The sequence below is a fragment of the Metabacillus sp. KH_069 genome, from assembly GCF_057838075.1.
Genome location: NZ_CM174460.1, coordinates 1,775,853 through 1,797,385, shown reverse-complemented (window position 1 = coordinate 1,797,385; position 21,533 = coordinate 1,775,853). Strand labels below are relative to the sequence as shown.

Here is a 21,533-nt window from a genome sequence, read left to right as displayed (position 1 = left end):
AATTGAAGCGTTGCTAAAATATATGAATTGGTGCATAAAGATAGAAGATTTATTAGACAATAAAATTAAAAAGCATGGTCTAAAAAGGAGTGATTTCATGCGCAACTTTGTTTTTTCAGCACTGTTTATTCTGCTCGCTCTATCAGGATGCCAAGCAAATCAGGGCTCTCAGGACGACACACCCGAAGATCACAACGGAAAACCCATTAATGTTCGAAACACAGTAAATGAACCTGTGGAAAAAAAATCAGGTCAACAGATTTCAAAACGCCTGGTCAATCTTGCTGGGCGTGTACCGGGAGTCAATGATGTAAGCGCAGTTGTTCTTGGGAAATATGCAGTTGTAGGCATTGATGTAAATTCAAAACTTGACCGCAACAAGGTTGAATCAATTAAATACGCTGTTGCAGAAAGCATTCAGCATGATCCATATGGTGCAAACGCTGTGATTATCGCTGATGCGGATACTACAGTCCGTCTGCGGGAAATGGGCAAAGATCTTCAGCAAGGACAGCCTGTTGGAGGCATCCTTGAAGAGCTTGCCGCAATCGTCGGCCGCGTTATGCCTGAAATTCCCAGTGATATGCTGAATAATCAAAGAAACAGACCAACCGAGGAAGATAATGATCAGCTGAACAAAAAAGAGCAAAAAGAACTTGACCGCGAACAGGAAGATCAGTCAGAAAATCATTTAAATCAGAACTGACTGCTTCCCTTCCCACTATAATCTGGATTGAAAAAAAGCTTAGATATTCCAATCTAAGCTTTTTTCATTGCTTCTAACACCTGACTGTCAAGCTTTGCTGCTGCTTTTTCATCATATGTTTTTTCATATGCAGGTTCGGCTGATATTTTTGACCCGTAAAACATGACATCACGGACTTCAGATATCTTAATCTCAATTAAAGCAAGTTTTAATGGGACACCCTCAAGCTTGTCAATTTTGACATAGGCATGGCCATTTATAGAATATGTAGACTCATTTGCCAGCAGCGTAATAGCTGCAGCAGGATGTTTTTTTACGTTTTCAACAATTCTGGACCGATTATCGACAGCCAGGTAAACTCGTTCTAAATCAGGGGCATATACCCATGATACAGCTGATACGTTCGGAGATCCTGTTTCATGATCAAGAGTTGCAAAAACAGCAAATCTTTCTTTTTGGAGATTGTCAAACAAAGGCTGAATCAATTTTGTTTCTACCTTATTAGCCATTTTCTTCCCTCCATTAAAGTTGTATAATGCTATCATACCTTTTTTTATTTTTGTTTCCAACTGTAAAGTCACATAGAAAAGCGGAACCGCCTGTTTAGCTCCGACAGACAGATAAGGATTCAGCGGAAAAGTCCGGTTTTGACTTTTTCGCTGAATCCGTTCTGGCCGAGGAGTTAGGCGGTGGAGCTGGACAACGAAGCGCAAAATTTTATACTTCTTATCTTTCAAGAAAAGCGGAAGCGCCCGTTTAGCTCCTTTATAAAAAGGTTTATCATCCGATTATAAACATTTAACAATTAATTTTAAAAATGTATTCAACAATTTTCAGAAAAAGAATGATGAGGTGTACCATGAGAGTAAAATGTGTTTTATGCGATAAAGTAGAAACCATTAATGATGAAACGCTTCAGGCGAAGAGGCTGCGAAACCGCCCGATCCATACGTATATGTGCAGTGAGTGCGACCTGAGGATTGAAAACCGGACGATTGAACGTGCTAATACAGGAAATTTCAGATTGTACAGAGATAAGAAAACTGAGGATAGCTGGTAGTGGTTAAGAGGGGAGCTCTTATTGGCCTGATCAGCGGTATTGTTCTTGGTCTTTTTTTAAAATTCGCTGAAATAGTCAGTGGAGAAAAAGTCTATGTGCTTTTGCTAAACATTGATTTTATTTACAAAGAGCCTCTCCCTGAGCTTTTTGAATTTGTCCTCCATTTGGCTGTTGCTGTCTTAATTGGAGTTCTGTATAGTTTCACATTAACCTTTTTTACTATCACATCACAGCTGAATAGATGGCTGACAGCATTTGCGCTGACTCTGCCTGCTGTTTTATTATATTTTCCTTTAACGGCCCTTGCTGTAAGAGAGACGCCGGCAATAGACAACTTAGAAGCACTTACATGGTGGACAGCCGGCCACATCCTTTTTGCGGCTGCAATGGCTGCGTCAGCTCAAATTATGCACAAAAAAACACCTCATTAAGAGGTGTTTTTTTTGTAATTCTGATACTTTTCAGGTTCTGCTTTAATCTGATCAATCATGCTGTCGATTAATTCTGCCGGAAACCTGGATGATTTAGGCTCGCCATTCAGTGTGTAGCTCACAAGATACATGTCATCATCTTTGTGAACTTGAACATCGGCAAGATCATGGTTTTCTTTAAGCAATTCATCAAACAGCCTGAATGTATCCACTGCTGCAGTATCTTCAGGACGGGCATCCGCTACAACTTTAATGGAGAGCCAATTATAAAGCGAGTCCTGGAGAGATCTCATGTTGCTGCATTCCGCTCAGCTTTTTTGGACTGGTGCAGACGAATCTTATAGATGATTAAGATGAGTGCTGCAACAATCAGCCCTTCTGCCACAGGAAGAAATGCACCTAAAAAAGTTAAAACTGTACACCCGAACATTAAGAACAAATAGATGACAATTGCCTTAAGCAGGGGCAGCTTTTTAGCAAACCCCAGCTTAAATACGACAATTGATAATCCGAGAATGACCAAGTATAAAATATTTGCCCCCATTTGAGTATCAGGTTCAGTTGCCGTATAAATGGCATACGCAACCGGCCACATACTTTCGTAAACGTTCATCCCGTGTTCCCCTCCATTGCATGTCTAGGGTTATCTCTTACAGCAAGCCAGCTAATTTTTTCTTCTTAGCTTGTTTTTCGCGCTCATTTTTATCAAGAATTTTCTTTCTTAAACGAATAGAAGTTGGTGTAAGCTCACAGTACTCATCATCGTTCAAGTATTCAAGAGATTCTTCAAGAGACATGATGCGAGGTTTTTTCATTGTGCTTGTTTGGTCTTTATTTGCAGAACGGATATTTGTTTGCTGCTTCATTCTGCAGATGTTGACAACAAGGTCATTTTCACGATTGTGTTCTCCGACGATCATGCCCTCATACACGTCTTTACCAGCATCAAGGAAAATGATTCCGCGGTCTTCAACACCTTGAATACCATAAGTTGTTGATTTTCCGTTTTCCATAGAGATTAATACGCCCTGACGACGTCCTCCAACTTGACCAGGCTGCATTGGCTGATAGCTGTCAAATGTATGGTTGATGATGCCGAATCCGCGAGTAATCGACATGAATTCTGTAGAGTAGCCGATTAATCCGCGTGCAGGCACGTTGAAAATTAAACGAACTTGACCGTTTCCGTTGTTGATCATATCAAGCATTTCACCTTTGCGGGCACCGATTGATTCCATGACAGAACCAGTATGCTCCTCAGGTACATCAATTTGAACGCGCTCAACAGGCTCACATCTTACACCATCAATTTCTTTTACGATAACTTCAGGTTTAGATACTTGAAGCTCATAGCCTTCGCGGCGCATGTTCTCGATTAAGATTGAAAGATGAAGCTCTCCGCGGCCTGAAACGATCCATGCATCCGGAGATTCTGTGTTTTCTACACGCAAACTAACATCAGTCTGCAATTGAGACATTAAACGCTCTTCAATTTTACGTGAAGTCACATATTTTCCTTCGCGGCCTGCAAATGGACTGTTGTTTACAACAAATGTCATTTGAAGAGTAGGCTCATCAATGCGAAGGATCGGCAATGCTTCCTGATGCTCAACCGGGCAAACTGTTTCCCCTACGTTGATATCTTCCATTCCAGAAACAGCGACTAGATCTCCTGCTTTTGCGCTTTCAATCTCTACACGCTTTAAGCCTTGGAAACCAAATAATTTAGTTACACGGAAGTTTTTGAAAGAACCGTCAATTTTCATTAATGAAACCTGCTGTCCTACTTCCATTGTTCCGCGGAATACGCGTCCGATTCCGATACGTCCGACATAATCGTTGTAATCAAGAAGAGCTACCTGGAATTGAAGAGGCTCATCTGTGTTATCAACTGGAGCTGGAATGTGCTCAACAATTGAATCAAACAATGAAACCATGTTCTCTTCCTGATCAGCTGGGTCCGGGCTTGTGCTCGCTGTTCCGTTCATAGCTGAAGCAAAGATAACCGGGAACTCAAGCTGCTCTTCTGAGGCATCAAGTTCAATAAATAAATCAAGAACTTCGTCTACTACTTCCTCTGGACGTGCAAAATCGCGGTCGATTTTGTTTACAACAACGATTGGCGTTAAGTTTTGCTCAAGCGCCTTTTTAAGAACAAAGCGTGTTTGAGGCATACATCCTTCATAAGCGTCAACAACAAGCAATACGCCGTCAACCATTTTCATGATGCGCTCAACTTCGCCGCCGAAGTCGGCATGTCCTGGTGTATCCATGATGTTGATGCGTGTATCTTTATAATTAATTGCCGTATTTTTTGCTAAGATCGTAATTCCGCGCTCGCGCTCTAAATCATTGGAATCCATCGCTCTTTCAGCAACTTGTTCGTTCGCACGGAACGTACCTGCCTGATGAAGCATTTTGTCGACAAGAGTCGTTTTTCCGTGGTCTACGTGGGCAATAATAGCAATGTTTCGAATATCATTTCGAAGTTTCACATTTTCATCTCCTAAAAAATTAAAATAACCTTATGTATTATACCACAAACTTTTATAGAAAAAAGGAATCATTTTATGTAAACTGATAAAAGGGGCAAAAAATGCTGTCCAAACGGTTATGGAAGGGGATGAAAAATCAGATGAAATCTGGAAAATGGATCTTCTTTCTTTTAGCATTCATTGCAGCCGGATCGATGGTTAGCGTCGGCATTGCAGTTGGTGAAAGAAGTATTTTAGGCATAGTGATCTCTATTCTTGCTCTTATTGCGGCGATGGGCTTTGGATTTGCCACAAAAAAGAAAATGCGGGATAAAGGAATTCTTTAACAAAATCGGGGCCATGTCTCCGATTTTTTTATTTGTTTAGGAAATTATAAAAGGTATAGGTTGTGGATAATAAAATAAAGTTATCCAAGTCCAGCTCCGCATAAAAACCCCTTTAAAAGGGGCTATACAGGTTTAACTGATGTTATATACTCTTTGCCTTGTTTATCTTTTTCAGATTTAAGCTGTTCAAATCCGCACTTTCCAAGAAATTGCAGCCAGTCAAGCCTGGATGCCGGACAGCCGGCAAAAACTGCTTTGTGTCCATCCTGTTTTAAAATAGTTGATATCTGCCCGATTATTTCCTTGCCCAGGCCTTGTTTCCGGTGCTGATGATGAATCAGGACCGTTCCAATCCACGGCTTTTCATTGGAGGGAGCCCAGTCAAGATGAAATGAGATGCCTATTATTTCATCTGACTTCATCCAGACAAGCCAATAGCCGTTATACATTTTATAAGATGACATGTATTCTTCTGCCTGAGACGGCGTGCATTCCTCTGCTTGCCATGTTTCGCTTGCTCCGATCAGTTCTGCAAAAAAGGGATAGTCCGAATCTTCAAATGGACGGTATTTCAGCATCTACTTGTGCAGATAATCCTTAAGAATGGTCGAATGAATTCCTTTTTTCGCAACGAAAATACTGTTTTGTCCAAGCAGATTTATCTTTTCTCCATCTAAAGTCGTTGCTTTTGCCCCTACTTCTTCAAGTAAAATCAGACCGGCAGCAAAATCCCACGGAGCAAGTCTAAGCGTAATATACGCGTCAAGCCTGCCAGATGCAACGTAAGCAAATTCAAGTGTTGCTGATCCATATGAACGTGTCCCTCTCACCGCTTTTGCGACAGGAACTAATAAGTTATGATCAAATCGTTTATTTTCCATGACCCATGTTGCATTCAAAGCAATCACAGCCTGGTTTAATGGGACATCTTTAAGCTCAGGAAGTTTATAATCATTCATAAACGCTCCTTTGCCCCTGACCGCATGATACAGCTCGTCATGAACAACATCATAGATCAGACCAACTCGTCCAACCCCGTCTTCATAAATACCGATTGAGATGGCGAAATTCCTTTGCTGATGAACAAAATTCATTGTTCCGTCAATCGGGTCCACAATCCAGACGATTCCCTCTAAAGACTGAATGTCGTGGCCAAAACCTTCTTCCCCAAGAATGCGATGCTCCGGATAGGTTTCATTAATCTTTGAAATTAAATATTGCTCGGTTTCTTTATCCATATTGGTGACAAGATCATCCGGATTCGATTTAGACTGGATTTGGAGCACATTTTGAAAGGACTGGCGGATTGTTTCTCCTGCTGAATATATCCATGATTTTGCATCACTTTCGATCTTAGACCAATTTGACATGTATAAACCTTCTTTCTATGTAGGTAAGCTATTTATATAAATTAAGAATAACGCAAGGAAATTATGGAAAGCAAGCAAAGGGCGCCTCCTGCGGACCAAAAATCATTTACTCAGATAAAAACGAACCCTTTTGCGAGGTTCGCTTTGTTTGCTGCATTTAAGCCTGCAGTCTGAGCCATTCTTTTCTTAGTCTTTCTAGCTTCCGCTTGCATTCATTCTTCTTTGTTTCGTCATTTTCGCTCATGGCGTCATAAAGGGTGGCCAATTCATAATCTAATTCAAGTTTCAGCACCCCAATACGATTATCCGATTCCTTTTGTCCAGTAGTTTTCACAATTTGCTTCATCTTTCTACCGCCCCTTTCAAATATTGTCTATAATTGTTAACCAGCGACTTTTCATTTAACATAATTTTCTGATATTTTTATATATGATATGAAACTTGAAAATAGGATGCAACTTGGAACTGAAAATTGTGTATTTACCTATTATTTATTTAATACCACATTCTCAAAGTGTCGAAACGTGCAAGTTTCTTTCGAATATGCTGGCTGGTGTGCTAAAATGTTCGCATGCACTGTGATATCAGGAGGTTTTAGAAATGGACTTTAAAGGTTTTACTAATGAAGATTTCGATGTTTTTAAAATAGACGGCTTGGATGAGAGAATGGAAGCTTTAATTCAAACAGTAAGACCCAAGCTTGAGCAGTTAGGCGAAAGATTTGCATCTGATCTCTCAGGAATGACTGGAGATGAAATGTATGCACATGTAGCAAAGCACGCCCGGCGCTCGGTGAACCCGCCTAAAGATACATGGGTCGCTTTCGCAGGCAACAAGCGCGGATATAAAATGCTGCCCCACTTTCAGATCGGTTTATGGGAAACGCACGCTTTCGCCTGGTTTGCGGTTATTTATGAATCGCCTGTAAAAGACCAGTACGGTGCTGAGCTTGCAAAAAACTGGAGCAAGCTGCGTTCTGGGATCCCAGAGCATTTCGTCTGGTCGGGTGATCATACAAAACCGGAAGTATCGGTTCAACATAACTTGAGCGAAGATGATTTCAAGAAAATGTTTGAACGCCTTCAAACCGTAAAAAAAGCGGAACTATTATGCGGTATTAAAATAGACCGCGCGGATGCCGTTAAAATGAACGGAAAAGAATTTACAGATAAAATAGAAGAAACATTCAAAACGCTGCTTCCTCTTTATACTATTGCTCAAAAGGCTGCCGTGTCATAAAATTTCTCTCAAATACACAAAAGGACGGGATTTAACCCGTCCTTTTACATTTTGATTTGATCAGAATCGCTGCTTTCTCTGCTTTTTTTAATGGCACGGTAAGAAGAATACCCGCTCATTTCTTCAAAATCATCGCAAAGATTTTTCTCTTCTGCTTTGCCCGGGACAATCTCCTTGAATCTCCGGTACGCCTTCATTAAGTCTTCCCGGCTGATCCCTTTCTCATATGCTTTTTCAATCGATTGGAAAAATGCAATCACATCAATGATTTCATTTGTGCTCCAATCAGGCTGAATCGGATATTGATAATCCATTGTTCCTCACCTGCCTTTTCCTGTTGAGTGGTAAGTTAACTCCACCTTTGTCTTATCTCAGAGGCCTCAGTGATCATCCTCGACATAAGCTGTTCGACGCTTGGCACATCGCGGATTAAGCCTGTCACTTGTCCGGCCCAAGCAAAACCACTGTCTATCATACCATCATATATGTATCTTTTGTTAGCATGTCCGCTAATATAATCTTTTAGCTTTTCATAATCAGCTTGTTTTTGCTCCATCTCCAATATTTTGGCTGTCCAAGGTCCCGCAAGAGCTCTTGCCGGCGCTCCAATACTGCGTTTAATGACAACCGTGTCGCGTTCTGAACTGTTTACTAGAGCATGTTTGTATTCTGAATGAGCATGAACACACTCCTGTGTTGCAATAAATCTCGTTCCCATTTCAATTCCTTCTGCTCCAAGACTAAGAGCAGCCATTAGTCCCCTGCCATCACCAATTCCTCCGGATGCAATGACAGGAATCGATACAGAATCAACTACTTGCGGAATTAATACGAACGTCCCGGTGTCATCTCTCCCCAGGTGGCCTCCGCCTTCTTGTCCTACAACCATGACAGCGTCTGCTCCAAGCTCTTCCGCTTTCTCAGCTTGTCTTCTGGCAGCGACCAGAACAAGTTTTTTTACATTTACCCCTTTTAATTGATCGAATATAGCCGAAGGGTTGCCGCCTGTCATTGAAATAACCGGCACTTCTTCTTCAATTGCCACATCCAGCAGATCTGAATAGGGCCTGCCGTGCTGACCGACGGCAAAATTTACCCCAAACGGCTTATTTGTTTTTTTGCGGACTTTTGCAATCTCTTCCCGAAGCAGTTCAGGTTCCCCAAGAGACATGGCAGTTATTTGTCCCAGCCCTCCTGCATTGGAGACAGCAGCTGCTAAATCTGAGTATGCAAGATAGGCAAGCCCTCCTTGAATAATTGGATATTGAATGTTAAGAAGCTCTGTAATTCTTGTCTCCCATTGCATGAAAATTCCCCTTTCGTTAATACATGAAAAATCCTTCTTTTATTGAAATTCTCTTTTTCTGATTCATCTCCTTTATTAAATAGAATAAAAAAAGGCAGCTGAGGCTGCCTCAAGTCATCAAGAATTGATTTTTACTTCCTGATGAAAAAAAAGTTTCGAAGGATTGATCTCAAGCATCGTTCGTATGTTCTCATCAGGCATTCCCTGTTTCCGAAGCTCAGGGATAATATTTTCAAAAAGGTGGGCAGGATGCCAGTTTTTCATTTTTTCCTGAATCACTTCAGGCAGAATTAACGGCCTTCCCATCCAATGATTAACCGTGTCATGCGACAGCATGATTTGATCTGTATAGCCATGCGATACTAATTTCAAAAGCGTTTCTATTCGTTCGTCATCATTCGGAGCTCCAACCATGCCCTGAATGCCAAAGCGGTCAAATGCTATAAATGCCCCTTTTTCCAATACCTTTAGGTGATAATCTGTATCCGTATTGCCGCACATATGGCCAATCACTATTTTTTTAGGGTTACAGCCAAGCTCCATCAATAGTTCGACTTGTTCTGGCCCCATTGTGCCTTCCTGTGTATGAGTCAGGATGACCGTGCCCTCCTCGCGCTGCACCCGTGCAGCCGCTTTAAAGAACATTCGTTCATACTCCGTAATGACTCCTTTGCTTGAAGCAAGCTTGATAATGCCTGGCTTTATTCCGGTATTCCTGATCCCTTCTGTTATTTCTTTTTTAAACATTTCATATATTTCTTCTTCAGCTGTACCGAGTCCCTGCCTGAATTTAAAATACGGCGTTGCTCCTTCTCCCTCGTAATAAAAACCTGTGGCGCACACAATCTGAAGTCCTGTCCGTTCAGATATTTCCTTTAATAGCTCAGGGTTTCTGCCGCATTCGTTCGGTGTTGGATCGACTACTGTGTCAACCCCGAAACTCATGAGTCTGCAGCGCTATGGTAATCCCTGTCTCAAGGGCATCCTGTTCATCAAATCCTCCCAGGGAGTCATCTCCGTGGAAGCCTGGATAGCCAAACACAAAGTGTTCATGTATTAACGTTTTTCCGAGCTGATCCGCTTCTATTGGTCCAGTTACTGTTTCAACCGTATGTTTCATCCTCTCACCCCACTACCTTTTGTTTTTCTTCTTCCTGAAGCTTTCTCCACAGCAGTTTGCCGCTTGATGTCATTGGCAGGCTTTCTCTGAATTCTACGTGCCGCGGATATTTATAGGCGGCCATTCTTTCTTTTGACCAGTTCACAATTTCTTCTGCATCAATTTTGCCTTCAAAGTCTTTATTTAAAATAATGAACGCTTTAACGGTTTCACCGCGTCTTTCATCAGGAATCCCCACGACGCATGCCTGCTGCACGGCTGGATGCTGATACAGAACACCTTCAATTTCCGTCGGCCACACTTTAAATCCTGATGCGTTGATCATCCGTTTGACACGGTCTACAATAAAGTAATAGCCCTCCTCATCACGTTTGCCGATATCTCCTGTTCTGAAAAACTTCTTGCCCTCAATATTAATAAAAGATTTTTCATTTTCCTCATCACGATTAAAATAGCCCAGGAAAATCTGCGGACCGGAGACAACGATTTCTCCCTCCTGCCCTGTTCCAAGCTCTGTCAGATGAACAGGATCGATCACTCTTGCGTCCACATCGAAAGAAGGAATTCCCAGACACTGCAGCTTCGAACGATCCGGCGGATTGAAATGAGTCTGGGCAATCGTTTCAGACAGCCCATATCCTTCAATAAACTTGAGACCTGTCATTTTATACAGCTTTTCTCCTACAGCAGCAGGAAGAGCTGCCCCTCCTCCTGCTAAGTTCATTAAGGAGGACATATCTTCTTTTACAAGCGCAGGATTTGCTAAAAAGTCAATCAGCATCGTGCTGATGTTAATCCAGTGTGTCACTTTTAAATCGCGAATGACTTTCCTTGCATATTCCCTGTCCCATCTCGTCATCATCACGACTGTTGCTCCTGAAAGAATCGGGATATGCATGCTGTGAACCATCCCTGTCACATGAAAAAGAGGCAACGTTGCTAAGCAGATGGCATCAGAAGTAGCATTCAGCCAGTGGTAGCCCCCAAACGTATTGGCTTGAACAGTCCGATGTGTATGCATGCACCCTTTCGGCAATCCGGTTGTGCCGGAAGTGTAAGGCAATACAGCCAAATCATCTGCATGAGCGCTCATTTCAGATGGAGGAAATAATCCCTGCACAGCATCTTTCCACAGATGATGATTTAAATCTTCTTCAGCACCTCTTTTGACTTCGTCCGGAATATCATCTTCAAGCGATTTCGGTGATAGATAATCAGAGTAAGCAGCTATAATGACATTTTTCAGTGTTGTTGAATCAACAACAGAATGTATCCGTTCGTATAGCTCAATTCCGATAATACCTGTCTTCATCTGACAGTCATGAATATAAAACCTTAGCTCTTCTGCCGTATTCATCGGATTAATCGGAACAACAACCGCGCCCGCTCTAAGAATGGCATAATAGCCGATGACAAACTGAGGGGAATTTTGAACGAACAAAAGAACTTTTTCACCACGCGTGACGGATAGTTTCTTTTCCAGAAACCCTGCGAGTGCATCAACTTCGCGCAGAAGCTGCCTGTATGTAATTTCAGCACCATAATAATAAATGGCTGTTTTATCAGGATATCTCCTCGCTGATATTTCCAGATTGTCATAAAGCGTTGTTTCGGGAACCGTTAACGTATGGGGAACTCTTAACGGCCAATGATCAAAATGTGTTTGAATCATCGTTTCACACCTCTCCTCTTTTATGGTAACGCTTACAGTTTAATTTCTAACTTTTCTGATAAATACCTTTTTCTAAATGAAATATTTTTGGAAACCCTGAAGATAAAGAAAGAGAGTTTCCCGGCGCAGAAGCCGGGAAACTCCATTTTGTTATTTTTTGATATTTACAAGCTTGCCGTCTTCTACAGCGTAAATGGATGTTTCCCAGTCAAATCCATTATTTTCGATCCCCGTTAAATGCCAGACCATCTGCTCGTCTTCAAGGTTCTTAATTCCTTCCTCCATGTTTTCCATGATTTTAGCCGGATCTGACACTGTGCCTGCAGCCTGCATCGCTTTTACGGCAACATGCAGGGCCTGATAGTTAAAAGCACTCTCAGCTGTTGGTACACCATCGCTTACTTCTGCATATTTTTCAACAAATGCCGGGCCGCCAGGTGCATCACTTTGTTTAATAGGAAGTGTTCCAATTCCGCCCTCAAGCATTTCGTATCCTCCAAGCACTACTTCCATTTCTTCAAATTTTGCCTGATCCATTATCATGATTCCGCCTTTAAAACCAAGCTCGCGCGCTTGCTTAATCAAAAGAGCAGTCGGCTGAGAGGGACCTCCGACAAAAAGGACGTCCGGTTTTTCTTTTAAGGCATTTGTCATGATTGTAAAAAAGTCTGTTTCTTTGCTGAAATCGACAGATCCGTCAAAAACAATCTCTCCGCCTTTTTTCTCCCAAACCGGTTTAATTGTCGCCGTCCAGTCTTTGCCGTATTGGGTGGCCGTTGGAATTAAAGCGAGCTTTTTCCCAAACCGCTCCATTTGATAATCAGCATACGGTTCCGGATAAGCATCATAAGATGAAGGAATGCTCAAGGTCAGTTTATTTCCCTGCTCCTGAATTTTAGGCTCACTTGTATAGGCGCCGATAATGAAGTTTTCCTGCTGATTAAACACTTGAGTGGCGAAAACCCCTCCGCTGTGCGGAACGAAAACGATTGGGGTCTTGTTTTCCTGCACAAGTCTCCGTGCGTTTGTACCTGTTTCATTCGGGAGATATTTATCGTCCAGGGAAACAATTTTCACTTTGTATTTTTTCCCGTCTACTTCAAATCCCTCTTTATTAATTTCATCTGCAGCCATCGTTAAACCTCTTAACGTATTTTCCCCGTAAAATGCCGCAGGGCCTGAAAGCGGACCGCTAAAACCGATATTGACTGTTCCGTCTTTTGAACCTGATTCTCCCGCAGCAGTTGACGATTCACTTGAATTGCAGGCTGTGAGTCCGAATAAAGAAATAGACAATCCAAGAACAAGACCCAATTTTTTTAGCGATATCACATTAATTCCCCCTATTTTTTCATATGTTTGCCTTCATGAAACTAAAAAGCTATGGTCATGCGCCTATGTAAGCACGCTTAATCTCTTCGTTATCAAACAGTTCATCTCTTGAGCCTTCCATAACAAGCTGTCCGCTCTCCATGACATATCCTCTTGAAGAGATGGAGAGAGCTGCATGCGCATTTTGTTCCGCAAGCAAAATGGTGGTGCCTTTTTTATGGATTTCCTCTATGACTTTGAACATTTGGTCAACGATAAGCGGTGCAAGTCCAAGCGATGGTTCATCCAGGAGGAGGATTTTCGGGTGGGACATGAGAGCCCGCCCGATCGCAAGCATCTGCTGCTGTCCTCCGCTTAAAGAGCCAGCTGCATCTTTTCTTTTATCAAACAAAATCGGGAAGAGGGCATAAATTTCATCCAGCCTCCGTTTGACCATCTCTTTTTCCTTGCGGTGGCTGTAGCTTCCCATTTTCAAGTTTTCGTAAACAGACATTTCCGGGAACAGCTTTCTCCCTTCTGCACACTGGACAATCCCTGATCTGACCAGCTTGTGAGGAGGTTTATTATGAATTTCAGTATCATTAAATAAGATTTGTCCCTCTGAAACTTTATTCAGCCCTGAGATTGTATTGAATAATGTGCTTTTCCCGGCTCCATTTGCCCCAAGGATCGTGACCAGCTCGCCCTGTCCAATCTCCATTGACACATTTTTCAGTGCCTGATAGCGGCCGTAATAAACATCAATATGTTGCAGCTTCAGCATAGGCATGTCCTCCTAAATAGGCTTCGATGACATTTGGATCCGATTGAATATCCCGCGGCAGACCTTCAGCAATTTTTTTTCCGTGATTCAGGACCATGACTTTATCAGCTAGACTCATGACCATCTTCATCTTATGTTCGATAAAACAGACGGTATAGCCGTGGTTTTTCAGCTTAAGAATGAGCTCTGAAAGACCATCTGTTTCATCAGGATTAACACCTGCGGCAGGTTCATCCAGCAGCACAATTTTCGGTTCAGTTGCAAGCGCCAGCGCAATGGCTACCCTTTTTTGAGATTCTTGCGTGATGGATGATGCTATTTCTCCTGCCAAATGCTCTATGCCGCAGAAAGATAGAGCCTCCATTGCTTTGTCATAACACGCTTTTTGTTCTGATTTCTCCCTTTTGCTGTTAAAAATGCCGTCGAACAGATGGGCTTTCGTCCGAAGCCGGTAGCCGATCAGAACGTTATCAATAACGGTTGAATCTGAAAACAAATTTGTCGTTTGAAACGTTCTGCCGATTCCGAGCTTTGCCATTTTTGCCGGTTTGGCTTTCGTCACATCATTTCCTTCAAAGTGAATGCTTCCGGACGTAGGAGAATGAAAGCCGCTGATCAAGTTCAGAAATGTGGACTTCCCTGCTCCATTCGGCCCGATAATGGCGGTAATCTTGCCTTGTTCAATCCCAAGGTCAACGTGATTCACAGCCGTTAGACCGCCAAAGGATTTCGTCAATTGATTAATCTCGATCAGCATCAGCCTGCCTCCTTCACTTTCTCTTTTACCGGTGCTGTCCTGCGGCTGGTAAGATACGTTTTAACGGAATAATAACTGCCGACAAGCCCTTTAGGATAAAAAAGCATGATCAGCACAACAATCGGCCCGAAAATAAGCATTCTGTACTCTTCTAAAAATTGAAGAGATTGTGTGACAGATACGATTAAAAATGTGCCCAGAATCGGCCCTGTCATGGTTCCAATCCCTCCGACAAGCAAATACATCAGCATTTCAAACGTCACTGTGATGGCTGAAATGTCCGGGCCGAGAAAACGGATAAATCCTGCATAAAGCACGCCGGCGAGACCTGCAAAAAAGGCAGACAGGACAAATGACAGCAGCTGATTTTTCATTATATTGATGCCGATTGTTTTTGAAAGATCTTCACTCCCGCGAATTGCATGCAATGTTCTTCCAAAAAGTGAATCTTTCATTCTTTTCACAACAAATATCGTTCCAAGAAGGAAAAGGAGAATGAAGTAATATTGAGATTCGATTGTTTCAAACGTGATCGGCCCTATTGGTGAGGGAACTGGAATGCCGATAAGACCTCTGACTCCCCCTGTGACCTCATCCCATTTATCAATGGTCAAATAAATAATGAAACCGACACACATTGTGTATATAGCAAAAAAGTGATGTCTCGTCCTCAGCGCGATCAAACCAATCAAGAAACTCAAAGCTACTGTAACAGCCAGAGCAGCAACAAAAGCCAGCCAGAAATTCACTTGATAGGTTGCCGTCAATATCCCGAGGGTATATGCACCGCAGGCAAAAAAACCGGCGTGTGCAAGTGAGAGCTGCCCTGTAAATCCAGAGATGATATTTAATCCGTAAACTGCTATCGACCAAATCATGACGAGAATGATAATTTGCTTGTGATAGTGATTTTGGGACATCAGCGGGAACAAGACGGTGATCAGCAGGATACCAAGCAGCACAAGTCTTTGAATCTTCATGTGCGCGCCCCCTTTGAAAATAATCCTGTTGGTTTAATGGTTAAAATAGCCACTAGAAGAAGAAAGGCTATCATATCTTTATAATCATTTGATAAATAGGTAGCACCAAGGCTTTCTGTTAAACCAAGGAGAAAGCCTCCGACAATCGCGCCGGGTATGCTCCCCATGCCTCCGATAATAATAATGACAAAAGCTTTCATAATAACGAGACTCCCCATCGTCGGAAAGACAAGATTAATAGGGGAAGCGAGCGTTGCGGCTGCAGAAGCAAGACCTGCTGCAATAGCGAATGTAAGCATGGCAACCATGTTTGCATTTATTCCTACTAAAAACGCTCCTTCTCTATTTTGCGACATGGCCACAATCGAGGCGCCTGTCATGGTTTTTGTCAGGAAAAAATGAAGAGCAAGCATTAATAGGATTGAAGATACAACAATCAAGATCCGCTGCTGGGTCAGGGTCAAGCCGAAAATTTCCACCACTCCTGAAAAAGGAGTTGGCATTTGTTTATAATCAGTGCCCCAAATTAAATGAGCCAATGCTTCGAAAAAGAGCATAAGTCCAATGGCCGCAACCATCACCCTCATCGGGTTCACATTCCCCAGGAATTTGAACACAAACTGTTCGCATAAAATTCCTAAAACAGCCACAATCAAAATCGACAGGATCATGGCAATCCAATAATTGATGCCGTACTGTGTCATAAACAGCAGGCTTACATAGGCTCCAATTGTATAAAAGGATCCGTGAGCGAAATTTGGAATATGAAGAATGCCAAAAACGAGCGTCAATCCTAAAGCAACTAAGCTGTAAACGCTTCCAATTGTGATGCCGTTAAATAATTGCTGAAGTAATAGTTCCATAGCGGGCCCCCTTACTTTTTTTGCTGAAAATAAACAAATAATTGAATAGAACCGTTCGTGTGTACGTAATTAAGAAGTCTGTATGAATAAGAAGTGTATTTTTCAGCATATAGGCGGAATTAGTAGAAGGATCTGCAGAATGTAATGGAAAAAAAGGTGGCCCGCTTCAAACCCGGACGGGCCACAATTTATTTAGAAAAAATGACTGAATATTGCTCATTTTTGACAAGCGGAATCGTACAAATCTTTAGCCAGACCTGGACATTTCTGCCGGAGTATACAGCCGATTCTGCTTTGCTTATTTAAGGTACTAAAATGAGTTTTCCTTTTGTTTGTCTTCCCTGCAGCATCTGATGGACTTCCTTTGCACTTTCCAAAGGATAGACGCCCCCGATTGTAAGCTTTAATTCTCCACTTTGAAGATAACCAAGCAGATCTGACAGGCTTTGTAAATATAACTCTTTCTTTCTCATGATCTGCGGAAGGAAAAATCCGATGACCGACAGATTTTGTGCCATGAGTGATGAAGGATAAAGCCTTGATTGTTCACCGCTCGCCACTCCATAGATAACAAGGCGGCCAAACGGCGCCATGCAGGATAATGTCTTGCGGAACACATCTCCGCCAGCCATTTCAAGCGCTACATCTACCCCTTTGCCTCCGGTCAGCTGAAGAACTTCCTTCTCCCAGCCTTCTTGGGTATAATCCACCGCTTCGTCAGCACCCATTTCAATAGCGAGTCTTCTTTTTTCAGGGGTGCTGGCGGTTGCAATGACAATAGATGCGCCAAACAGCTTTGCAAGCTGAACGGCAATGGTCCCGACTCCGCCTGCAGCTGCATGAATCAGAACAATTTCTCCCTGTTCGACCCGCCCCATTGTTTTTAATATGTGATAAGCACTTAGCCCTTGAAGAGGAAGCGATACCGCTTGTTTGACATCCACTCCGTCTGGAACAGGGATTAATCCTCTTTCTTCCGCTACTGTATATTCCGCATATCCTGTTGCTCTGCTGGAACCAAGAAGCGTGACGACTTTATCGCCTTTTTTAAAGCGGGTGACATCACTGCCGATTTCCTCAACCGTTCCTGCCACCTCTGCACCCGGAACAAACGGGAGAGGTGTATCAATGACATATTGGCCTTCTCTTCTCGCTGTATCTGCATAGTTCACGCCGATAGCTTCTATTTTAATTAAAACTTCCTTTGCTGCAGGCTCCGGAACTTCCATTTCAACCACTTTCAATACCTCTGGACCGCCGTATTCTTCTAATTGTATTGCTCTCATCATCATCACTTCCCCTGAAAGACTGGCTTGCGTTTTTCTTTAAATGCATGAATGCCTTCTTGATGATCTTGTGTTGAAATCATCAGTGTCTGGGCAATCCGTTCCTGCTCCAATATTTCTTCAAGTGTGCTGACCGCAGAAGAATTGATGATTTTTTTCATCATGCCATACGCTTTTACAGGTCCCTGTGAAAGCTTATGCGCATAGGAAACGGCTTCATCCTTCAGCTGTTCTGACGGAACCACTTTGCTAACAATTCCATACTCCTCTGCCTGTGCTGCGGTAATTGGTTCAGCATTGAAGAACAATTGCTTCGCTTTATAAGGACCGATGATGCGTGGAAGGAAATAGAGACCGCCTCCATCAGAAATCAGTCCAACCTGTGAAAAACTCATTACAAATTTGCTGTCTTCTGCTGCAAGTATTTGGTCGCATGCAAGGGCAAGATTAAACGCTGCTCCAGCAGCAAATCCGTGTACAGCTGCAATGATTGGCTTATCGAGGTCTTTGAATGCTTTTATGCATTCGTTCAAGCGTCCGATGTGGTCGTATACCTGCTGCCCGTCTGCTTCACCCATTGTTTTCACGTCACCGCCGGCACTGAATGATCTGCCTGAGCCGCTTAGAACGACAGCTCGTATACTGTCATCTGCTTTTGCCTGATTTAACTCACTTGTTAATGCTAAAATCATTTCGGCGCTGAATGCATTCAGCCTTTCAGGACGGTTCAATGTTAAAAACAGTACATTCCCGCTTTTTTCTACTAGTAAATCACTCATTACTAATCTCCTCCTTGGTTTATGTAATCAGCCAGCCGCCGTCTGCAAGCAGATCGGAACCGGTCATATATGACGCTTCGTGTGAAGCGGCAAATGCAATAATGTTTGCAATTTCTTCAGGTTTTCCAACCCGCTTTAATGCGGTATTCCGCTTAATCGCTTCTTGGAATCTCTCGTTCTGAAGACCAGGTTCAGTAAGCGGGGTTTCAATAAATCCCGGTGAAACAGAATTGACTCTTATCCCATTTGGGGCAAACTCATAGGCTAAAGCTTTTGTAAAATTGATAACAGCTGCTTTAGCTGAGCTGTAATGAGGAATTTCGGCTCCTGCTTTATGTCCGGAAAGCGAGGCAACATTGACGATCGCTCTGTTTACCTTCTTGACATTGCTTCTCTCTGCCATATATCCGCCAAGTGCTTTTGAGGCAAGAAAGACACTTTTCAAATTGACATCCTGAACAAAATCCCATTGTTCAGCAGTTGTTTCCATGATTCTTGAATGCACGGATCCGCCTGCATTGTTTACAAGAATATGCAGGTCTCCAAATTCCTCTTTTACATAAGTCAGCAGAGCACTGATATCCTCTTCCTTTGTCACATCCGCAGAGAATGGATAAGCCGCCTTATCAGCAGTGTTCAGCTGATTAGCCGCTGATGTCAGCTTTTCCTCATTTCTGCCGACAAGAATGACTTTTGCTCCTTCTGCAATCAATCGTCTGGCCGTTTCAAACCCAATGCCGCTTCCGGCTCCAGTAACTACGGCCACTTGATGATGAAACCTCATGCGCACCCTTCCTTTCAGTTGGAACTTACCTTTATCCGGTGAAAATCAACCAGTTCATCTCCTATCAATACCGGCACTGTGTTGAAACAATCCCGATTGCTGATAAAGGTGATTTCTTCTCTAAATCCATATTCTTCAAGCATCTTCCCAACTCGTGACTGGCTAAGAACTAAAGCTTGCTCATGACTGCTGCCTTCGTAAAATAATTTTGCCGTCAAGGCAGAATCACTGAGGTTAAAGCCTTCCTGAGCTGTCAGCTGATGAATTAAATATCCTGCACCATAGAAGTCTTCCAGACTAAACTGTCCGGATGAACCTGAACACACGATGATGATTGTCTCATCTTCATGTGCCGCTGTAAGAACATCAGCAACAGCTTTTGAGTTTAATAGAGAGCAGGCATAGACTTTTTTAGCCGGGCTGCTCTTATGAACCGCAACCGTTCCGTTAGTAGTGGATAATATGACTTTTTTACCGGCTGCTGTGTCTTTTAGAGCGGAAGGGTTCGGATCGAGAAACCCCTCAATCGTTCTGCCTTCATATTCACCCACCAGAATGCACTCATCCGTGGATATCCCTGCTGCACGTTTCCTTGCCTGATCCCCATCCAGCACAGGGATAACGGAAACAGCCCCATGATGAAGGACGGTTGCAATGGTAGATGTTGCGAGCAGTACATCAAAAACAACCGCTATTTTGTTATCCATTTTCACTTCATCGATTTCTTCTTTTCTTGTCACGACATGTATTTTCCCCATATTCAGTCCTTCTGTGCCAGGCGCAAGGCATGCTGGATCAGCGTTTCTGTAAACGGGCCAAACCGGGCAAAGCGCTGGTCATTTGTCTGTCCTTTTTTATAGCGGTAGTAAATCTGCTGGCAAATGACAGCCAGCTTAAATGTGGCAAACGTCGTGTAATAATGAATATTTGTGACATCCCTTCCGCTTTTTCTCGCATAGCTTTCAATAAACTCATCTCTTGAATAGAAGGTGCCATTTGTTGTGATCGACGGCTTGCCCATTCCTTTTTTCAGCGGTTCAGGATCCCCTTCCTCCATCCAGTAGCTCATGGCGGCACCTAAATCTGCAAGCGGATCGCCTATCGTGGTCATTTCCCAGTCAAACAAACCCGTCATCTTTTTCAAGTCCTTTGAAAACAATGAATTATTCAATTTAAAATCATAATGAATCACAGTCGGTTCCGGTGATGACGGCAGCTTTTCTTCAAGCCATTTTGTCAGCAGTTCCACTTCGGGAATGTCATCGGTTTTTGCCCTGTGATAGCGGCCAATCCAGCCGTGCACCTGGCGCTCCATAAAACCCTCAGGCTTGCTGAGCCTCTCTAGCGCTGTTCCTTTATATGGGACTTGATGAAGGTTAACAAGCGTATCCACCATCAGCTCGGAAAGGGAGCTTCCAAGTTCTTTTGATGCCTTTATTCCTTCGGGAAGCTCTGTATCCACGAGGATACCGTGCCGTCTTTCCATGACGAAAAACGGACTGCCTGCAATGGACTCGTCGCTGCTGAAAAAATAGGGCTTGGGTGCCAGCGGAAAAAGAGGATGCAAGTCTTTCAAAATGGTATACTCTCTTTCCATATCATGAGCTTTTGGGGCAACTGGACCAAGAGGCGGCCTCCTTAGCACCCCTTCCCAATCGCCTATTTTCAGAGCGTATGTTAAATTTGAAGCGCCGGTGCCAAATTGTTCAATTTGCAGAGAACCTCGGGGAATAGTATGAATTTCTGTTCTCAAGCAGTTCTCAAGAACCTTTGTATTCAGTTCTTCCCCTGTGCGGACTGGAATGATTTGCGACATCGAATCACCTCTTTTGTTTGAAGATTCAGATTTTTACTTCTGCAGCAAATCTCTTCAGCTGCTCCTTAAGATGCTCCGGCATGGCTTCTGTTGCTTGAGTCTTAAAATTAAATGTGACAATGACTGCTTCGCCTTCAGCTATCAGCCTTCCGGTCTCCTGCTCCGTTATTTCATGAAGAACGGTAAAGCTTTTTGAACCGATTTTCAAAACGGCGGTTTTAATGATCAGATGCTCGTTAAAATAAGCCTGGCCGCGAAAATCACATGTCGCTTTTGCGAGGATAAACGGCCAGTCCCCAGAAGACATAGAGTAGCCCAGTGCTTCAAAAAACTGTACTCGTGCATCTTCCAGATAAATAAAGTAACTCGTATTATTCACATGTCCGAGCGCATCTGTTTCGCAAAACCTTACTCTCATCTGTGCTTCATGCACCTGAGCCCACCTCCC

26 protein-coding genes and 1 pseudogene are annotated in these 21,533 nt (G+C 42.9%); 5 read left to right on the top strand and 22 right to left on the bottom strand.

What is annotated here, in order from left to right:
• Positions 1-97 precede the first annotated feature (97 nt).
• Positions 98-706 (top strand): YhcN/YlaJ family sporulation lipoprotein, encoded by a 609-nt coding sequence (locus AC3ISE_RS08895; protein WP_489223918.1) that lies wholly within the window; start codon positions 98-100, stop codon positions 704-706.
• A gap of 53 nt (positions 707-759) precedes the next feature.
• Here the strand turns inward: AC3ISE_RS08895 and AC3ISE_RS08890 are convergent, their stop codons facing one another.
• Complete coding sequence (locus AC3ISE_RS08890; RefSeq protein WP_489223917.1) at positions 760-1,215, bottom strand: pyridoxamine 5'-phosphate oxidase family protein; 456 nt, start codon at positions 1,213-1,215, stop codon at positions 760-762.
• 350 nt (positions 1,216-1,565) lie between these two features.
• Here AC3ISE_RS08890 and AC3ISE_RS08885 point away from each other — a divergent pair, with 350 nt between their 5' ends.
• Both AC3ISE_RS08885 and AC3ISE_RS08880 read left to right on the top strand, forming a co-directional pair.
• Positions 1,566-1,766 (top strand): YlaI family protein, encoded by a 201-nt coding sequence (locus AC3ISE_RS08885; protein WP_489223916.1) that lies wholly within the window; start codon positions 1,566-1,568, stop codon positions 1,764-1,766.
• The gene (locus AC3ISE_RS08880) at positions 1,766-2,197 is read left to right on the top strand and encodes a hypothetical protein (RefSeq protein WP_489223915.1); all 432 of its coding nucleotides are present in this window, start codon (positions 1,766-1,768) and stop codon (positions 2,195-2,197) included. The genes AC3ISE_RS08885 and AC3ISE_RS08880 overlap by 1 nt, the downstream gene beginning before the upstream one ends.
• Here the strand turns inward: AC3ISE_RS08880 and AC3ISE_RS08875 are convergent.
• The 3 genes from AC3ISE_RS08875 to typA are packed head-to-tail and all read right to left on the bottom strand — an operon-like array spanning position 2,194 to position 4,692.
• Positions 2,194-2,490, bottom strand: a complete 297-nt coding sequence (locus tag AC3ISE_RS08875; RefSeq protein WP_489223914.1) for a hypothetical protein — start codon at positions 2,488-2,490, stop codon at positions 2,194-2,196. The genes AC3ISE_RS08880 and AC3ISE_RS08875 overlap by 4 nt on opposite strands.
• On the bottom strand, positions 2,487-2,810 hold the full coding sequence (locus AC3ISE_RS08870; RefSeq protein ID WP_070879027.1) for a YlaH-like family protein: 324 nt from the start codon (positions 2,808-2,810) through the stop codon (positions 2,487-2,489). The genes AC3ISE_RS08875 and AC3ISE_RS08870 overlap by 4 nt, the downstream gene beginning before the upstream one ends.
• Positions 2,811-2,847: 37 nt before the next feature.
• The gene (gene typA / locus AC3ISE_RS08865) at positions 2,848-4,692 is read right to left on the bottom strand and encodes a translational GTPase TypA (protein ID WP_070879026.1); all 1,845 of its coding nucleotides are present in this window, start codon (positions 4,690-4,692) and stop codon (positions 2,848-2,850) included.
• Between the two features lie 140 nt (positions 4,693-4,832).
• Between typA and AC3ISE_RS08860 the strand changes: the two genes are divergently transcribed.
• Complete coding sequence (locus AC3ISE_RS08860) at positions 4,833-5,018, top strand: YlaF family protein (protein ID WP_070879025.1); 186 nt, start codon at positions 4,833-4,835, stop codon at positions 5,016-5,018.
• Between the two features lie 122 nt (positions 5,019-5,140).
• Here the strand turns inward: AC3ISE_RS08860 and AC3ISE_RS08855 are convergent, their stop codons facing one another.
• From AC3ISE_RS08855 to AC3ISE_RS08845, 3 genes are all read right to left on the bottom strand, one after another.
• The gene (locus AC3ISE_RS08855) at positions 5,141-5,596 is read right to left on the bottom strand and encodes a GNAT family N-acetyltransferase (protein ID WP_489223913.1); all 456 of its coding nucleotides are present in this window, start codon (positions 5,594-5,596) and stop codon (positions 5,141-5,143) included.
• The gene (locus tag AC3ISE_RS08850) at positions 5,597-6,388 is read right to left on the bottom strand and encodes an inositol monophosphatase family protein (protein ID WP_489223912.1); all 792 of its coding nucleotides are present in this window, start codon (positions 6,386-6,388) and stop codon (positions 5,597-5,599) included.
• Positions 6,389-6,545: 157 nt separating this feature from the next.
• Positions 6,546-6,734 carry a hypothetical protein gene (locus AC3ISE_RS08845; protein WP_070879022.1) on the bottom strand — a complete coding sequence of 63 codons (189 nt, stop codon included), beginning with the start codon at positions 6,732-6,734 and terminating at the stop codon, positions 6,546-6,548.
• Between the two features lie 254 nt (positions 6,735-6,988).
• Here AC3ISE_RS08845 and AC3ISE_RS08840 point away from each other — a divergent pair, with 254 nt between their 5' ends.
• The gene (locus tag AC3ISE_RS08840) at positions 6,989-7,627 is read left to right on the top strand and encodes a YktB family protein (protein WP_489223911.1); all 639 of its coding nucleotides are present in this window, start codon (positions 6,989-6,991) and stop codon (positions 7,625-7,627) included.
• 44 nt (positions 7,628-7,671) lie between these two features.
• Here AC3ISE_RS08840 and AC3ISE_RS08835 read toward each other — a convergent pair whose 3' ends face one another.
• The 15 genes and pseudogenes from AC3ISE_RS08835 to AC3ISE_RS08765 all read right to left on the bottom strand — a co-directional run bounded on the left by AC3ISE_RS08835 (position 7,672) and on the right by AC3ISE_RS08765 (position 21,518).
• Positions 7,672-7,941 carry a UPF0223 family protein gene (locus tag AC3ISE_RS08835; RefSeq protein WP_133311314.1) on the bottom strand — a complete coding sequence of 90 codons (270 nt, stop codon included), beginning with the start codon at positions 7,939-7,941 and terminating at the stop codon, positions 7,672-7,674.
• 35 nt (positions 7,942-7,976) lie between these two features.
• Positions 7,977-8,933: an NAD(P)H-dependent flavin oxidoreductase gene (locus AC3ISE_RS08830; RefSeq protein ID WP_489223910.1), complete on the bottom strand. Its 957-nt coding sequence runs from the start codon at positions 8,931-8,933 to the stop codon at positions 7,977-7,979.
• A gap of 117 nt (positions 8,934-9,050) precedes the next feature.
• Positions 9,051-10,053, bottom strand: a pseudogene (locus AC3ISE_RS08825) (phosphotriesterase family protein).
• 4 nt (positions 10,054-10,057) lie between these two features.
• On the bottom strand, positions 10,058-11,725 hold the full coding sequence (locus AC3ISE_RS08820; protein WP_489223909.1) for a long-chain fatty acid--CoA ligase: 1,668 nt from the start codon (positions 11,723-11,725) through the stop codon (positions 10,058-10,060).
• Between the two features lie 150 nt (positions 11,726-11,875).
• On the bottom strand, positions 11,876-13,054 hold the full coding sequence (locus AC3ISE_RS08815) for an ABC transporter substrate-binding protein (RefSeq protein ID WP_489224298.1): 1,179 nt from the start codon (positions 13,052-13,054) through the stop codon (positions 11,876-11,878).
• A gap of 58 nt (positions 13,055-13,112) precedes the next feature.
• The gene (locus AC3ISE_RS08810) at positions 13,113-13,820 is read right to left on the bottom strand and encodes an ABC transporter ATP-binding protein (protein WP_489223908.1); all 708 of its coding nucleotides are present in this window, start codon (positions 13,818-13,820) and stop codon (positions 13,113-13,115) included.
• Positions 13,798-14,577, bottom strand: a complete 780-nt coding sequence (locus tag AC3ISE_RS08805) for an ABC transporter ATP-binding protein (protein WP_489223907.1) — start codon at positions 14,575-14,577, stop codon at positions 13,798-13,800. The genes AC3ISE_RS08810 and AC3ISE_RS08805 overlap by 23 nt, the downstream gene beginning before the upstream one ends.
• Positions 14,577-15,557, bottom strand: a complete 981-nt coding sequence (locus AC3ISE_RS08800) for a branched-chain amino acid ABC transporter permease (protein WP_489223906.1) — start codon at positions 15,555-15,557, stop codon at positions 14,577-14,579. The genes AC3ISE_RS08805 and AC3ISE_RS08800 overlap by 1 nt, the downstream gene beginning before the upstream one ends.
• Positions 15,554-16,420 carry a branched-chain amino acid ABC transporter permease gene (locus AC3ISE_RS08795; RefSeq protein ID WP_070879013.1) on the bottom strand — a complete coding sequence of 289 codons (867 nt, stop codon included), beginning with the start codon at positions 16,418-16,420 and terminating at the stop codon, positions 15,554-15,556. The genes AC3ISE_RS08800 and AC3ISE_RS08795 overlap by 4 nt, the downstream gene beginning before the upstream one ends.
• A 302-nt stretch (positions 16,421-16,722) precedes the next feature.
• Positions 16,723-17,706, bottom strand: coding sequence for a quinone oxidoreductase family protein (locus AC3ISE_RS08790; protein ID WP_489224297.1), 984 nt, complete (start codon positions 17,704-17,706; stop codon positions 16,723-16,725).
• Positions 17,707-17,711: 5 nt separating this feature from the next.
• Positions 17,712-18,485 (bottom strand): enoyl-CoA hydratase/isomerase family protein, encoded by a 774-nt coding sequence (locus tag AC3ISE_RS08785; RefSeq protein WP_489223905.1) that lies wholly within the window; start codon positions 18,483-18,485, stop codon positions 17,712-17,714.
• 19 nt (positions 18,486-18,504) lie between these two features.
• Positions 18,505-19,269 carry an SDR family NAD(P)-dependent oxidoreductase gene (locus AC3ISE_RS08780; RefSeq protein ID WP_489223904.1) on the bottom strand — a complete coding sequence of 255 codons (765 nt, stop codon included), beginning with the start codon at positions 19,267-19,269 and terminating at the stop codon, positions 18,505-18,507.
• A 14-nt stretch (positions 19,270-19,283) separates the two neighbouring features.
• The gene (locus AC3ISE_RS08775) at positions 19,284-20,027 is read right to left on the bottom strand and encodes a 2-phosphosulfolactate phosphatase (protein ID WP_489223903.1); all 744 of its coding nucleotides are present in this window, start codon (positions 20,025-20,027) and stop codon (positions 19,284-19,286) included.
• A gap of 2 nt (positions 20,028-20,029) precedes the next feature.
• Positions 20,030-21,085 (bottom strand): phosphotransferase family protein, encoded by a 1,056-nt coding sequence (locus AC3ISE_RS08770; protein WP_489223902.1) that lies wholly within the window; start codon positions 21,083-21,085, stop codon positions 20,030-20,032.
• A gap of 25 nt (positions 21,086-21,110) precedes the next feature.
• On the bottom strand, positions 21,111-21,518 hold the full coding sequence (locus tag AC3ISE_RS08765) for an acyl-CoA thioesterase (RefSeq protein ID WP_489223901.1): 408 nt from the start codon (positions 21,516-21,518) through the stop codon (positions 21,111-21,113).
• Positions 21,519-21,533 lie beyond the last annotated feature (15 nt).

Excerpts from the sequence above, each read along its gene's own strand:
- AC3ISE_RS08795 (WP_070879013.1), bottom strand. The coding sequence starts at position 16,420 with ATGGAACTATTACTTCAGCAATTATTTAACGGCATCACAATTGGAAGC.
- AC3ISE_RS08770 (WP_489223902.1), bottom strand. The coding sequence starts at position 21,085 with ATGTCGCAAATCATTCCAGTCCGCACAGGGGAAGAACTGAATACAAAG.
- AC3ISE_RS08785 (WP_489223905.1), bottom strand. The coding sequence starts at position 18,485 with ATGAGTGATTTACTAGTAGAAAAAAGCGGGAATGTACTGTTTTTAACA.
- AC3ISE_RS08800 (WP_489223906.1), bottom strand. The coding sequence starts at position 15,557 with ATGAAGATTCAAAGACTTGTGCTGCTTGGTATCCTGCTGATCACCGTC.
- AC3ISE_RS08820 (WP_489223909.1), bottom strand. The coding sequence starts at position 11,725 with ATGATTCAAACACATTTTGATCATTGGCCGTTAAGAGTTCCCCATACG.
- AC3ISE_RS08895 (WP_489223918.1), top strand. The coding sequence starts at position 98 with ATGCGCAACTTTGTTTTTTCAGCACTGTTTATTCTGCTCGCTCTATCA.
- AC3ISE_RS08835 (WP_133311314.1), bottom strand. The coding sequence starts at position 7,941 with ATGGATTATCAATATCCGATTCAGCCTGATTGGAGCACAAATGAAATC.
- AC3ISE_RS08870 (WP_070879027.1), bottom strand. The coding sequence starts at position 2,810 with ATGAACGTTTACGAAAGTATGTGGCCGGTTGCGTATGCCATTTATACG.
- AC3ISE_RS08855 (WP_489223913.1), bottom strand. The coding sequence starts at position 5,596 with ATGCTGAAATACCGTCCATTTGAAGATTCGGACTATCCCTTTTTTGCA.
- AC3ISE_RS08790 (WP_489224297.1), bottom strand. The coding sequence starts at position 17,706 with ATGAGAGCAATACAATTAGAAGAATACGGCGGTCCAGAGGTATTGAAA.
- AC3ISE_RS08780 (WP_489223904.1), bottom strand. The coding sequence starts at position 19,269 with ATGAGGTTTCATCATCAAGTGGCCGTAGTTACTGGAGCCGGAAGCGGC.
- AC3ISE_RS08850 (WP_489223912.1), bottom strand. The coding sequence starts at position 6,388 with ATGTCAAATTGGTCTAAGATCGAAAGTGATGCAAAATCATGGATATAT.
- AC3ISE_RS08775 (WP_489223903.1), bottom strand. The coding sequence starts at position 20,027 with ATGGGGAAAATACATGTCGTGACAAGAAAAGAAGAAATCGATGAAGTG.
- AC3ISE_RS08845 (WP_070879022.1), bottom strand. The coding sequence starts at position 6,734 with ATGAAGCAAATTGTGAAAACTACTGGACAAAAGGAATCGGATAATCGT.
- AC3ISE_RS08875 (WP_489223914.1), bottom strand. The coding sequence starts at position 2,490 with ATGAGATCTCTCCAGGACTCGCTTTATAATTGGCTCTCCATTAAAGTT.
- AC3ISE_RS08805 (WP_489223907.1), bottom strand. The coding sequence starts at position 14,577 with ATGCTGATCGAGATTAATCAATTGACGAAATCCTTTGGCGGTCTAACG.
- AC3ISE_RS08810 (WP_489223908.1), bottom strand. The coding sequence starts at position 13,820 with ATGCTGAAGCTGCAACATATTGATGTTTATTACGGCCGCTATCAGGCA.
- AC3ISE_RS08830 (WP_489223910.1), bottom strand. The coding sequence starts at position 8,933 with ATGCAATGGGAGACAAGAATTACAGAGCTTCTTAACATTCAATATCCA.
- AC3ISE_RS08890 (WP_489223917.1), bottom strand. The coding sequence starts at position 1,215 with ATGGCTAATAAGGTAGAAACAAAATTGATTCAGCCTTTGTTTGACAAT.
- AC3ISE_RS08840 (WP_489223911.1), top strand. The coding sequence starts at position 6,989 with ATGGACTTTAAAGGTTTTACTAATGAAGATTTCGATGTTTTTAAAATA.
- AC3ISE_RS08885 (WP_489223916.1), top strand. The coding sequence starts at position 1,566 with ATGAGAGTAAAATGTGTTTTATGCGATAAAGTAGAAACCATTAATGAT.
- AC3ISE_RS08860 (WP_070879025.1), top strand. The coding sequence starts at position 4,833 with ATGAAATCTGGAAAATGGATCTTCTTTCTTTTAGCATTCATTGCAGCC.